General features: G+C 39.0%; 8 protein-coding genes. All 8 read left to right on the forward strand.

From position 1 onward, the window contains the following. Positions 1-113 precede the first annotated feature (113 nt). The 8 genes from ACM46_RS20205 to ACM46_RS20240 all read left to right on the forward strand — a co-directional run bounded on the left by ACM46_RS20205 (position 114) and on the right by ACM46_RS20240 (position 15,139). A complete protein-coding gene (locus tag ACM46_RS20205) occupies positions 114-1,247 on the forward strand; it encodes a hypothetical protein (protein WP_131707636.1) in 1,134 nt (377 codons plus the stop codon). Positions 1,248-1,283: 36 nt separating this feature from the next. Further along, positions 1,284-3,875, forward strand: a complete 2,592-nt coding sequence (locus ACM46_RS20210; RefSeq protein ID WP_083997480.1) for a T9SS type A sorting domain-containing protein — start codon at positions 1,284-1,286, stop codon at positions 3,873-3,875. Positions 3,876-4,337: 462 nt separating this feature from the next. After that, on the forward strand, positions 4,338-8,159 hold the full coding sequence (gene rpoB, locus ACM46_RS20215; protein ID WP_048508481.1) for a DNA-directed RNA polymerase subunit beta: 3,822 nt from the start codon (positions 4,338-4,340) through the stop codon (positions 8,157-8,159). Positions 8,160-8,242: 83 nt separating this feature from the next. Then, a complete protein-coding gene (rpoC, locus tag ACM46_RS20220) occupies positions 8,243-12,508 on the forward strand; it encodes a DNA-directed RNA polymerase subunit beta' (protein ID WP_048508482.1) in 4,266 nt (1,421 codons plus the stop codon). A gap of 87 nt (positions 12,509-12,595) precedes the next feature. Then, positions 12,596-12,901 (forward strand): DUF3467 domain-containing protein, encoded by a 306-nt coding sequence (locus ACM46_RS20225; protein WP_027375539.1) that lies wholly within the window; start codon positions 12,596-12,598, stop codon positions 12,899-12,901. Positions 12,902-13,176: 275 nt separating this feature from the next. After that, positions 13,177-13,827 carry a Crp/Fnr family transcriptional regulator gene (locus tag ACM46_RS20230; protein WP_048508644.1) on the forward strand — a complete coding sequence of 217 codons (651 nt, stop codon included), beginning with the start codon at positions 13,177-13,179 and terminating at the stop codon, positions 13,825-13,827. 126 nt (positions 13,828-13,953) lie between these two features. Continuing rightward, on the forward strand, positions 13,954-14,796 hold the full coding sequence (locus ACM46_RS20235) for a DUF5777 family beta-barrel protein (RefSeq protein WP_048508483.1): 843 nt from the start codon (positions 13,954-13,956) through the stop codon (positions 14,794-14,796). Positions 14,797-14,809: 13 nt separating this feature from the next. After that, entirely contained in the window at positions 14,810-15,139 is a 330-nt protein-coding gene (locus ACM46_RS20240) for a c-type cytochrome (RefSeq protein ID WP_241486064.1), read from the forward strand. Positions 15,140-15,148 lie beyond the last annotated feature (9 nt).

Below are 15,148 nucleotides of genomic sequence, written 5' to 3' on the forward strand. Positions count from 1 at the left end.
CCCATTCACTTTAACGATACATCCCCATTTTCACTCTTTCCTCTGAGTGTAAAAGAAGTTTCATGTCTCCCTTGAAAAATAAACACATTAAAAAAAGACAAATATCACGACAAATGAAAAACAGATTATTTACGCTAACAGCTTTATCCTTCTATTTAGGTTTGAGCGCGCAAGTAGGAATAAATACGGGTCAGGGCCAGGCAACGCTTGATGTCGTAGGAAGTCCTTCAGTTACTACTAAAATGGATGGGATTATAGCTCCCAGGCTGACAGAAACTGAATTAAACAAAAAAACGTACGCTTCTGCTCAAACCGGAGCATTGATCTACATTACCCTTGCAGATCTTGCACCGGCAGGCCAAACGGTGAATGTAACCGTTCCTGGATATTATTATTTTGATGGAGCACTGTGGCAGAAACAGACCGGTACAGAATGGCAGGTGCAAGGAAATGCCGTCGGAGAAATAGCGACTACTACAGAAACTTTAGGGAACGCACCGGCTTCCACTAATTATTTAGGACCAAAAGGAGCTGCTAATCTTGTTGTTATTTCAGCGAATAAAGTTCATGCCGTTCTTGATACTTCAGGAGCTCTTTCCGGAGGTGGTGAAGATGCTTCAGGCCTTTCATGGGGAAGTTCGAATCTCATCAACAATACTTCGAATAATATAGCACTTGGAAGAGGAAATACGGCCAATGCTTCAGCAGCTAATTTCCCGGCAATAGCAATAGGATCATCTAATGTAGTTTCAGGAGGTGGTAAAGTCTTCGGTGCTGGAAACACTGCTACTGCTGCCAATAATTTTGCTTTCGGTGGATTCAATAAAACAGGAAACTCTGTAGCAGTTGCAGTGGGATATTCAAATGATGCTTCAAACGGAGGTTTTGCATTTGGGGCCAACAATGTGGTGAATTTGAACGGATTTGCTATTGGAAGTAATAACGATGTAAGCCAGGATCGTGCAGTGGCTATTGGTGTAGGAGGAAAAGCATTGGGAGACCAGAATGTCTATGCCAATAAAGTGCATGCTTTCTTTAACCAAAGTAACGGAACTGATACAGCTATAGGAGTGAATATAATTCCTGTGGCGGCTGTAGCAGCTGCGGGAGGTGCTATTCAGATGAAAGGTTTTGCTTCAGCGGCCAATGCTACATGTACTGCGGCTATGGCAGGTGCTATCCGCTATAATTCGACGACAAATGTTCATGAAGGCTGCAACGGAACGAACTGGAAAGCTTTATACTAAAAAAACAAACCTTAATAAAAAAAACAAATAGAAAAAATGACAAAAAAATTATTTGAGAAATTAGCGTCGGTATTGCTGGTGTTAATGATGTCTGTGTCCGCATTGGCGCAGCAGGGCTATGAGCCTATCCGTGGGATGGGAGTTGAAGCAAAGCCTGTTAATAATTCAGGAATCTGCCTGGCATGCTACAACGGAAGCATGAATCCGGTGATAGATGCAAACTTGGACAATAGCGTAAGCATGGGGAATTTTGCTTCCCTGGTGAGCGGTAACGGAATCTCTGTAAAGAATAACAATACCACTTATCCGGCAGGATATATCACCGGATTTAATGTGGATTTGGGAACCAGCTTCATTACAGTGGACCTGTTAAGCTCTTTAAGAATAAGCACCTATAAAAACGGAGTGCTTCAGGAAACAACTACAAGCAGTACTTTGCTTTCTGTTCCTGCATTTGGAGGAAGTAAAAACAGAATTTTCCTGCATTTAAAAACAACAAAGGATTTTAACGAAGTAAGATTATACCAGACCAATGTACTGTCTATTTTCAGTGCTATGAATGTGTATTATGCATTCGCATTCGATCCTACTAAAGTTCCGGTTGATCAGAATGGTATCTGTGATGATATTATTGCGGGAAGCGGTGTAGACGGGAATGTATCAGGAAGCAGCAGTTTCCTTGCGCCACTTTCTTTTGTTCAGAACAGAGAAAGAATAGGAGACGGAGACAAGAATTCTTATGGTTCTATTGTTTTGCCTGCGGGACTTCTTGGGTCTTATTCAGTGGGAGTATTAGATAAAAACCAGGTGTATCCTGCAGGAAACAAAACTGGTTTTGTAATTTCTCCGGATGATGAAGGAAAACTTTTGAGTGCTGAATTCCTGAAAAATATTACAGTGGAAACTTACTTATTTGGTCAACTTCAGGATTCCAGAACACTATCTGATGGCGGAGGATTGATTAACGTTAAAGTTTTAGGTTTTGGTACAGGAAAGCAGAAAGTAACACTTACATCGACAAAACCTTTCAACGAAGTACGTTTGAAAATTACTCAGACATTAGGAGTAAACTTAGGATCTTTAAAAGTGTATTATGCATTTGAAGAGCCGGCAACTTGCGAGTGTAATGATAAAATCCAGACAAGTGGATCTGCAATGCCGGGAAATCTTGTAACAGGAGCTAACTGGACTTCAGGACCTGGATTATTCGGTCTTATTTTATCAAAAATGATCAATCCGGGTGCTATTGTAGATAACAATACTTCTAATTATGCTACGGCTACTATTCCGGCTGCATCGTTTTTAAGTATTTTCTCAGCATATACTACGGTAAGCAGCAATACATTACTTCCTGCTAATACGTATGCCGGATTTACATTAGAAAAAGCAGCGAACCTGATCGGGGTAAGTGTTCTGGAAAATATCACGGTAACGCTTTATAATAACAATACCCAGACAGATAATTTCGTAAGTACAGGGAGTTTATTCAGTGGAAACTTCTTCACTACAGACTCTAATAAATTTTATGTAGGAGGAAAAGCAACAAAACCTTTCAACCGTATTAAGATTACTTTCTACAGTGGCACAGGAATACGTTTCCCTCAGAACTACAATATCTATAATGCATTTGCAAGCAGAGATGATGATAATGATGGTGTGCCTAACTGCTTTGACCAGTGTCCAAACGGTAATGACAGCATTGATACAAACGGAAACGGTATTCCGGATTGTGCAGAAGGTTGTACAGCTGTGAATGATAAATCGCCTACATTGGATACAGATGGAGACGGTATTGTAGATGCATGTGATTTAGATTCTGATAACGATGGAATTTCTGATGCTTTGGAAGATCTTAACAATAACGGAAAATTTGAAGATGATGATACAGAAGGAGTATTAGGTCCGGTACAGGTACTAGGTGACGGTATTGCAGCTTATCTGGATCTTGATTCTGATAATGATGGTATTCTGGATCTGTTTGAATCAGGAATCCCTGCTTCAGTAATCAGCCAGATTGATACAGACCGTAACGGAATCATTGACAGCAATATTCCAGTAGGTAAAAACGGTATTGCAGATATATTGGAAACTTCTCCGGATTCAGGAGTGATGAAATATCCGCTTAGAAATACAGACGGTGATGATAAACCTGATTTCCTTGATCTTGACTCTAATGGTTCTGTTTTTGATCTTTATGCGATCGGTAAAGCAAACTTAGATGATTTCGGTGCAGGATTTATCTCCAGAATTGATGATAAAGATAAAGACGGTATTCAGGCAGTGGTAGATACGGACCTTGTGAAGAGAGGAGCACCTAATTCTCCGCTTTCACCTTATGCTGCACTACTGAAAACGGCTCAGATGAGAGGAATCACTGCAACAGATGTTACTGAAAAAGCAAATGATATTAATGTGTATCCTAACCCTGTGAAATCAGGTGAAAATCTGAATGTGAAGTCTGAAGAGAGTGGTGTGTATACCTTGTTCTCTGCTCAGGGGCAGGTAATCAGATCTGATAAATTCTCCGGTAACGCTGTAATCAATACGGCTTCATTACCAACAGGAGTATATATTGTAAAAATTGAAACCAAATCTACAGTGAAATCTTACAAGATCATTGTGAAGTAATTTTCATATCCTATACAATGAAGGCCGCCCCTGAGGGCGGCCTTTTTTATGTAAAAAATTTTAACAGTCTCAAAATGAATGGGTTTTATTTGCCTATATGAATAAAATTTTGTAATTTTGTCCCTCTTTTGGCACGAATCATTGTACGAAAATCTATAAAATACTGAAAATCAGCTCTTTCATGAAAAATAATGAAAGAGATTTCCTGTGTTTAGATACTACGGCAAATTCTGCCCCTAAAAGTAATAAAAATATTTTGCATTACGCTGTGAAAAGATATACCAGCGTTGCAGTTAGAAGTTAGATCAAAGACTTTTTAGAATAAAGAACAAAGAATAAAGACCGATAATTGCGCCAAAATTTTCACACGTATTCTTTTCTCTTTTCTCTTTTCTCTTTTTGTCTTCTTCTGATATTTTTGAATGAATCAAAATATTTTTTAACCCTTTCTTTAAAAGTTTTATGAGTAAAACAACAGCAACAACAAGGGGGAATCAGAGAATTAACTTCTCATCAGCGAAAGGAAAAATCATCACTCCGGACTTCCTGGACATCCAGTTAGAGTCTTTCAGAGATTTCTTCCAGCTTGATACCCTTCCAGAAGACAGAACAGACGAAGGTTTATACAGAACCTTCCAGGAAAACTTCCCGATTACCGATTCTAGAAATCAGTTCGTATTGGAATTCCTTGATTATCTGGTAGATTCTCCACGTTATTCAATTAACGAGTGTGTGGAAAGAGGATTGACGTATTCAGTTCCTCTTAAAGCAAGACTTAAATTGTATTGTACAGACCCTGAACACGAAGATTTCCAAACGGTAGTTCAGGATGTGTATTTAGGCCCGGTTCCTTATATGACGCCTAGCGGATCTTTCATCATCAATGGTGCAGAGAGAGTTATTGTTACGCAGCTTCACCGTTCACCTGGTGTATTCTTCGGACAGACTTACCACGCTAACGGAACTAAACTGTACTATTCAAGAATTATCCCTTTCAAAGGATCTTGGATGGAATTTACAACCGATATCAACAGCGTAATGTACGCGTATATCGACCGTAAGAAAAAGTTACCATTAACTACCCTGTTAAGAGCTATCGGTTATGAGTCTGATAAGGATATCCTTCAGATCTTCGACCTTGCTGAAGAAGTGAAAGTTTCTAAAGCGGCCCTTAAAAAAGTGGAAGGAAGAACATTGGCTGCGAGAGTATTGAACACTTGGTTCGAAGATTTCGTAGACGAAGATACAGGTGAAGTAGTTTCTATCGAAAGAAACGAAATCATCCTGGACAGAGAAACAATTCTTGAAAAAGAACATTTGGATCTTATTCTTGATGCTGGTGTGAAATCTATCCTGATTCACAAAGAAAACAGCAATGAATTCTCTATCATCCAGAATACATTACAGAAAGACCCTACCAACTCTGAGAAAGAAGCAGTAGAGTACATCTACCGTCAGTTAAGAAACGCAGATCCGCCAGATGAGGAAACAGCAAGAGGAATCATTGAAAAATTATTCTTCTCTGAGCAGAGATACTCACTAGGAGAAGTAGGACGTTACAGACTAAACAAAAAGTTAGGTCTTAATATCCCTACTACAACTGAAGTTCTTACAAAAGAAGATATCATTGCGATCGTAAGACACTTGATCGAATTGGTAAACTCTAAAGCTGAAGTAGATGATATCGACCACTTATCAAACAGAAGAATTAAAACTGTTGGTGAGCAATTAGCAGGACAGTTCGGTGTAGGTCTTTCAAGAATTGCAAGAACAATCAAAGAGAGAATGAACGTTAGAGATAACGAAATCTTTACTCCGCTTGACCTTGTAAATGCTAAGACATTAACTTCAGTAATCAACTCGTTCTTCGGTACCAACCAGCTTTCTCAGTTCATGGACCAGACCAACCCGCTTTCAGAGATCACGCACAAGCGTAGACTTTCTGCACTAGGGCCTGGTGGTTTATCAAGAGAAAGAGCAGGTTTCGAGGTTCGTGACGTTCACCATACACACTACGGAAGAATTTGCCCGATTGAAACTCCGGAAGGACCAAACATCGGTTTGATTTCATCTCTGGGTATTTATGCGAAGATCAATAATTTAGGTTTCATCGAAACACCATACAGAAAAGTAGAAAACAGTAAGATTGATCTTTCTGCAGATCCTATTTATCTGAATGCTGAAGACGAAGAAGATAAAGTAATTGCTCAGGCGAACGTAGAATTGAACGATAACGGTGAATTCTTAACAGACAGAATCATTGCAAGACTTGATGGTGACTACCCGGTAGTTGAACCAGCTCAGGTAAACCTTATCGACGTTGCTCCAAACCAGATCTCCGGTATCTCAGCTTCATTGATTCCATTCCTGGAGCATGATGATGCGAACCGTGCATTGATGGGATCCAACATGATGCGTCAGGCCGTTCCATTGTTGAAGCCTCAGGCTCCAATCGTAGGTACAGGTCTGGAACAGCAAGTGGCTAAAGATTCAAGAATCTTGATCAATGCTGAAGGTACAGGTCTTGTAGAATATGTAGATGCTGATAAGATCACTATTAAATATGAAAGAAGCGACGACGAAGATTTAGTACAATTCGAGTCTGCTACTAAAACATACAACCTTACCAAGTTCAGAAAAACCAACCAGAGTACTACTATTACCCTAAGACCAAACGTAAGAGTAGGTGAAACGGTACAGAAAGGACAGGTACTTTGCGACGGTTATGCTACTGAAAATGGAGAGTTGGCACTTGGTAGAAACCTTGTGGTAGCCTTCATGCCTTGGAAAGGATACAACTTTGAGGATGCAATTGTAATCAACGAAAAGGTTGTACGTGAAGACTGGTTTACTTCAATCCACGTAGATGAGTATTCTCTTGAAGTTCGTGATACCAAATTAGGTATGGAAGAGCTTACAGCAGATATTCCTAACGTTTCTGAAGAAGCTACCAAAGATCTTGACGAAAACGGTATGATCAGAATTGGTGCGGAAGTGAAGCCTGGAGACATTATGATCGGTAAGATCACTCCAAAAGGTGAATCTGACCCAACTCCTGAAGAAAAACTTCTTAGAGCGATTTTCGGTGACAAAGCCGGTGATGTAAAAGATGCTTCATTGAAAGCAGATTCTTCATTAAGAGGTGTTGTGATCAACAAAAAATTGTTCTCCAGAAACATTAAAGACAAAAAGAAGAGAACTGAAGAAAAACTTAAACTTGAAGAAATTGAAAACACTTACAAGGCTAAGTTTGATGAGTTGAGAAATACTTTAATTGAAAAATTAAATACACTGGTAAGCGGTAAAACTTCTCAGGGAGTTACCAATGACCTTGATGAGGAAATCATCGGAAAAGGTGTGAAATTCACTCATAAATTATTGACTTCAGTTGAAGATTACGTAAACGTAAGCGGTGCAGATTGGACGGTAGATAACGATAAGAATGAATTGATCAAACAATTAATTCACAATTATAAAATCAAGTTCAACGATATCCAGGGAGTTAAAAACCGTGAGAAATTCGCAATTTCTATCGGAGATGAGCTTCCGGCTGGTATCATGAAATTGGCTAAAGTATATATCGCTAAGAAACGTAAGCTGAACGTAGGAGATAAAATGGCAGGACGTCACGGTAACAAAGGTATCGTTTCAAGAATCGTTCGTGAAGAAGATATGCCATTCCTTGAAGACGGAACACCGGTAGATATTGTATTGAATCCACTTGGGGTACCTTCCCGTATGAACATCGGACAGATTTATGAAACAGTTCTTGGATGGGCTGGTCAGAAATTAGGAATGACGTTCGCTACGCCTATCTTCGATGGTGCTACGCTTGATCAGATTACCGAGTACACAGAAAAAGCAGGTCTTCCTAAATTTGGTAACACTCACCTTTATGATGGTGGTACCGGGGAAAGATTTACTCAGCCGGCTACGGTAGGAGTAATCTACATGCTGAAACTGGGACACATGGTTGATGACAAGATGCACGCACGTTCTATTGGTCCTTACTCATTGATTACTCAGCAGCCGTTAGGAGGTAAAGCTCAGTTCGGAGGTCAGAGATTCGGAGAGATGGAGGTTTGGGCTCTTGAAGCATTCGGAGCATCTAACATCTTGAGAGAAATCCTTACCGTGAAGTCTGATGACGTGATTGGTAGAGCGAAAACTTATGAAGCTATTGCAAAAGGTGAATCTATGCCTGAACCAGGTATTCCGGAATCATTCAATGTATTACTTCATGAACTACAAGGACTTGGACTTGATGTAAGACTTGAGGAATAATTTTAAATTTTGAATGTTGAATTTTGAATCAGTTCAGAATTTTATAATCCAAAATTTATAATCCAAAATCTAAAATCTAAAAAATGTCAAATAAAAATAAATCAAGTAGATTTAATAAAATAACCATCGGTTTAGCTTCACCAGAATCGATTCTTCAGGAATCAAGAGGAGAAGTTTTAAAGCCGGAAACTATTAACTACAGAACACATAAGCCTGAAAGAGACGGGTTGTTCTGTGAAAAAATCTTTGGTCCGGTAAAGGATTACGAATGTGCTTGTGGTAAATACAAGAGAATTCGTTACAAAGGAATCGTTTGTGACCGTTGTGGTGTAGAAGTTACTGAGAAAAAAGTAAGAAGAGAAAGAATCGGACACATCAACCTTGTAGTGCCTATCGCACACATCTGGTATTTCCGTTCTTTACCAAACAAAATAGGGTACCTTTTAGGAATTCCTTCTAAGAAATTAGACATGATCATCTACTACGAAAGATATGTGGTGATTCAGCAGGGTATTGCTAAAAAATTAGACGGTTCCGACTTCGATAACATGGAGTTCCTTACAGAAGAAGAGTACCTGGATATCATGGAAACTCTTCCTGTGGAAAACCAGTATCTTGACGATTCTGATCCAAACAAATTCATCGCCAGAATGGGTGCTGAAGCTGTTGAAGATCTGTTAAAAAGAATTGATCTTGATGCATTGTCTTTCGATTTAAGACACAAAGCTCACAACGAAGGTTCTAAGCAAAGAAGAACGGAAGCTCTGAAAAGATTGAACGTAGTAGAAGCATTAAGAGGTGCCAATACCAGAATGATCAACAGACCGGAGTGGATGATTATGCGTGTACTTCCAGTAATACCACCAGAACTAAGACCATTGGTTCCATTGGATGGAGGGCGTTTCGCAACTTCTGACTTGAATGACCTTTACAGAAGAGTAATTATCAGAAACAACCGTCTGAAAAGACTATTGGAGATCAAAGCTCCGGAAGTAATCTTAAGAAACGAGAAGCGTATGCTTCAGGAATCAGTAGATTCATTATTCGATAACACAAGAAAATCTTCTGCTGTAAAATCTGAATCAAACAGACCATTGAAATCACTTTCTGATTCATTGAAAGGTAAGCAGGGTCGTTTCCGTCAGAACTTACTAGGAAAAAGGGTAGATTACTCTGCACGTTCCGTAATTGTTGTAGGTCCAAACTTACAGCTTCACGAGTGTGGTATTCCTAAAGATATGGCAGCGGAACTTTACAAACCGTTCATCATCAGAAAACTGATTGAAAGAGGAATTGTAAAAACCGTAAAATCTGCAAAAAGAATCATCGACAGAAAAGAGCCTGTAGTATATGATATCCTTGAAAACGTGATGAAAGGTCACCCTGTTCTTCTGAACAGAGCACCTACTCTTCACAGACTGGGTATTCAGGCATTCCAGCCTAAGATGATTGAAGGTAAAGCGATCCAGCTTCACCCGTTGGTAACAACAGCATTCAACGCCGATTTCGACGGTGACCAGATGGCGGTACACTTACCGTTAGGTCCTGAAGCGATCCTTGAAGCTCAGTTATTGATGCTAGGTTCTCAGAACATCCTGAACCCTGCAAACGGTTCTCCAATTACGGTACCTTCTCAGGACATGGTTCTTGGTCTTTATTTCATGACTAAAGAATTAAGCTCTACAGATACCATGAAAGTAAAAGGAGAAGGTCTTGCATTCTATTCTCCTGAAGAAGCGGAAATCGCTTATGCTGAAGGCAGAGTATCTTTAAATGCTAAAGTAAGATGTAGACTTCCGGTTAAAGAAGATGGAGAAATCGTAACAAGATTGATCGAAACTTCTGTAGGTAGAATTTTGTTCAACCAGATTGTACCTAAACAAGTAGGATATATCAATGAGCTTCTTACTAAGAAATCATTGAGAAATGTTATCGGTAAGATCCTTGCTGATACAGATTTCCCTACCACAGTGAAGTTCCTTGATGCAATGAAAGACTTAGGGTATTCAAATGCATTCAAAGGAGGTCTTTCATTCTCACTGGGAGATATTGTAGTTCCTGTTGAGAAGAAAACAATGATTGCCCAGTCTATTGAAACTGTAGATGAAATTAGAGCCAACTATAACATGGGTCTGATTACAGATACGGAACGTTATAACCAGGTAATTGACGTTTGGACGAACACCAATGCAGGATTAACTGAAATGATTATGAGTAGAATGAAATCTGATCAAGGTGGATTCAACTCTGTATATATGATGCTTGATTCCGGGGCGAGGGGTTCTAAAGAACAGATCCGTCAGTTATCCGGAATGAGAGGGTTGATGGCAAAACCGCAAAAAGCCGGTTCTACCGGTGCGGAGATCATCGAAAACCCGATCCTTGCAAACTTTAAGGAAGGTCTTTCCATCCTTGAGTACTTTATCTCTACCCACGGTGCCCGTAAGGGTCTTGCGGATACCGCTCTTAAAACTGCCGATGCAGGTTACTTAACAAGAAGATTGGTAGACGTTGCTCAGGACGTTATTGTTACTGAAGATGACTGTGGTACTTTAAGAGGTACGGAAGTGACTGCACTGAAGAAAAATGACGAGATCGTTGAAAAAATCTCTGAAAGAATCTTAGGTAGAGTATCACTTCATAATATCTATGATCCGGAAACAGATGAATTAATCGCTGAAGCAGATCAGGTTATTAATGAAATATTAGCGAAGAAAATCGAAGCGGCAGGTCTAGAATCTGTAGAAGTTCGTTCTCCGCTTACTTGTGAAACCAAGAAAGGAATCTGTGCGAAATGTTACGGTAGAAACCTTGCAACCGGTAAGATGATCCATATGGGTGAAGCAGTAGGAGTAATTGCTGCACAGTCTATTGGAGAACCGGGTACTCAGCTTACGTTGAGAACCTTCCACCAGGGGGGTACTGCAGGTAACGTATCAGAAAACCCATCTATCATTGCAAGAAGAGACGGTATCGTTGAAATGGATGAAGTAAGAACCATTACTTCTGAAGATGAAAACGGTAATACTGCGGAAGTAGTAGTTTCCCGTTCAACGGAATTCAGATTGGTTGCAGATAACGAAACCAGAACTCCATTAATGGTGGCTAACGTACCTTATGGTTCCATACTAGCCGTTAAGCCAGGTGATAAAGTGAAGAAAGGAGATGTAATCTGTAAGTGGGATCCGTATAACGCGGTAATCATTGCAGAAACCTCAGGTAAAGTTGAATACGAAGACATTATCCAGGGTATCTCATTCCAGCTTGAAATTGACGAACAGACAGGATTCGAAGAGAAAGTAATCTCTGAATCCAGAAATAAGAAAGCCGTACCAACCTTAAAAGTGGTAGATTCTAAAGGAGTTGAGCAAAAAGCTTACAACTTACCGGTAGGAGCCCACTTGATGGTAAACGATGGTGAAAAAATTAAAGCGGGTAAAGTTTTAATCAAGATCCCAAGAAAATCTGCAAAAGCAGGGGATATCACCGGAGGTCTTCCGAGAGTTACCGAATTATTCGAAGCAAGAAACCCTTCAAACCCAGCGGTTGTTACTGAAATCGACGGGGTAGTTTCTTACGGAAAAATCAAAAGAGGTAACCGTGAACTTATTGTTGAGGCGAAAACAGGTGAAAGAAAAATCTACCTGGTTAAGCTTTCCAACCAGATCCTTGTTCAGGAGAATGACTTCGTAAGAGCAGGTTCACCACTTTCCGACGGTTCTATTACACCGGATGATATCTTAAGAATCAAAGGTCCAACTGCGGTTCAGGAATATCTGGTAAATGAAATTCAGGAAGTTTACCGTCTTCAGGGGGTAAAAATTGATGATAAGCACTTCGAAATCATCGTAAGACAGATGATGACGAAAGTATCTATCGTAGATGGAGGTGATACTCAGTTCCTGGAAGGAGCACTTGAACATAAGTTTGACTTCCTTGAAGAAAACAACAGAGTATTTGGTCTTAAAGTAGTAGTAGAAGCCGGTGATTCTAAAGAATTCAAGCCAGGTCAGATGATTACTGCAAGAGAATTGAGAGATGAGAACTCTAAACTGAAGCGTGAAGATCAGGCTTTAGTTGAAGTAAGAGAAGCTCTTCCTGCTACTGCAACTCCTGTACTACAGGGTATTACCAGAGCAGCTCTTCAGACTAAGTCATTTATGTCTGCAGCATCATTCCAGGAAACTACTAAAGTTCTAAACGAAGCAGCTGTGGCTGGTAAGATAGACTTCTTGAGTGGTCTTAAAGAAAATGTAATTGTAGGGCACAGAATTCCTGCAGGTACAGGTCTTAAAGAATACCAGAATGTAATTGTTGGTTCTAAGAAAGAATTCGAGGACCTTAACTAAAATTAATGATTTGAAATTTGAGGTTTGAAATTATTTTTATATTTTCACAATCTCAAATTTCGAATTTTAAAAACATAATTTATAACAATGGACAACAATCAAAATCCACAAGACGGAAACATCAACATCGAATTAAACGAAATGGTAGCTGCTGGTATCTATGCTAACTTAGCATTGGTAAACCACTCTCCATCTGAATTCGTAGTAGATTTCATCCAATTAATGCCGGGGGTACAGCAGGCTAAAGTAAGATCAAGAGTTATTCTTGCTCCACTTCATGCTAAAAGAGTATTATCTGCTCTTCAACAGAACATCGCTAACTATGAGCAGCAGTTCGGAGAAATCAAAGAAGTTGAGCCTTTCGTATTAGGAGGTAACAACGTACAAGCATAAGATTTTTCTTACAATACATAAAGGTGCCCCGGTTTTTACCGGGGCATTTTTTTATGGGTATCATCCATTGAAATGTAAAATACCTGATTAAACGGAGAAATGAAGATATTGTCTATTTAGTATTATATATTTTTAATCTAAAATTGTGTTTTAGTTTAAAATATACTTATTAATTAATCAATTGTTAATTTTTTAATAGTGATAATTAAAGAACTATGTTTTTATGGTAGATAAATATCCAATTTTATATATTTGTTTTGAAAATGATAACAGATATGATTAGTAACCAACTTATTCTTAACAAATTTAGTTTTTTAGGTGAAAAATTTTTAACTGAACTGCAGGAAAACGCCATAATTACGGATATAAAGGCAAAAACCGAAATCATCCGGGAAGGGCAGAAAAATAAATATGTTCCTTTCCTGATCAAAGGTTCAATAAAGGTTTTTACCCTAAACGATGGCAGAGAGCTCATCTACTACTACATCAGACCCAATGACAGCTGTCTGATGACCTTTTCGTCTATTTTTACAGATTACACCAGCAGAGTATATGCGCTGGCTGAAGAAGAATCGGAAGTAATGCTTATTCCTGTATCCACTGTTCACGAATGGCTCATCAAATACCCTGAGATCAACAGAATATTTTATCATGAATATGACAAAAGGTTTTCAGATGTAATGAACATGGTAAATGATGCGGTTTTCCACAGATTGGATAAAAGAGTATTGAGTTATATAAAACAGCAGATTGACGTCACAGGAAACAATCCTCTCAAGATCACGCACCGTGAAATTGCCAACAGTCTCGGAACTTCAAGGGAAGTAATCAGCAGGGTTTTGAAAAAAATAGAAAATGAAGGAGAAATTCTGCAAACCAAAGAAGGAATCAAAATTCCTGTAAATGAAAATGTTAGAACTGTCTAAGGTGTGATGTTTTAATGGTTTTATATTTATTATTGATAAAAACAATCTACCCTGTGACTTTTATCACCTACTTTTAACTTTATAACTCGATAAGTTTGTTATATCATAATTTAATGCAAATAGTATATGACAAAAACTCTCTTATTTTTGTCGGTATTGGTATCAGGTCTTACCTTCGCCCAGGAAGATCTGTTGAAAGATATTGACACACTCAAAACAAACACAGAAGTATCACAGCCTGCTTTTAAAGCCTTGCAGATTGTCACCGGACAGTCTACCAAACTTACGGCCAAAAAAGAATGGTATATTGTGGTGGCGCACCGTTTCGGAGACATAAGCACAGGATTTAAAAACTTTTTCGGTCTAGATGATGCTTCTACCAAACTGGGCGTTATCTATGGTCTTACAGATGCCGTTTCAGTCAGCCTTTCCAGAGAAACGAATATGAAAACTTTCGAAGGGGCTGTAAAGTATAAACTGTTGAAGCAGACAGACAATACTCCTGTAGACATCGTGGGGTACAATGTGATGGCCGTAAATACAGATCTGGATAAGGACAATTATCCCTATCTTAAATTTGGAGACAGGCTTTCCTACCTTACCCAGGCTTTGATTTCAAGAAGGTTTAATGACAAGTTTTCATTACAGCTTACCCCTTCTTTCATTCATAAAAATCTTTATGATCCTGCTATTGAAGACAAAAATCAGTTTCTGGCAGGGTTGGGAGGACGCTATAAAATTTCCAAAAGAATCTCTCTTAATGCAGAATATTTTGTGAATTTTGACAATCACAGTTTCTATAAAAATCCTTTGTCTTTAGGAATGGATATAGAAACCGGGGGACATGTGTTCCAGCTTGTATTCTCCAATTCCCAGATCAACTCAGATATCGGATATCTCTCCAATGCAGCAGGGAAATGGGGAAAAGGACAGATTTTCTTTGGGTTTAACCTTTATAGAGTTTTTTAAGATGAAAAAAATAATGTACATATTGTCATCAGCTGTTTTGTTAATTGCTTGTGACAGCAGAACCTATGAGGAAATTTCCGACAATACACCTATCACGACACTGGTAAGGTACAATACTGAAGTGAAAACCATTGTGGACAACAACTGCATCGGATGTCACTCGGCAGGAAGTTTTAAACCCCTGACAACCTATAACGATGTTAAAAATAATATTGACGGAATTATAGACAGGATCCAAAGACCAAACGGTGACCCTGGAAAAATGCCGCAGGGTGGATCCCTGTCCCAAACCCAGATCAATACCTTCATCAAATGGAAAGCTGACGGGCTTACCGAAAATTAAAAAATATTG

Source organism: Chryseobacterium angstadtii (assembly GCF_001045465.1).
GTDB classification, from domain to species: domain Bacteria; phylum Bacteroidota; class Bacteroidia; order Flavobacteriales; family Weeksellaceae; genus Chryseobacterium; species Chryseobacterium angstadtii.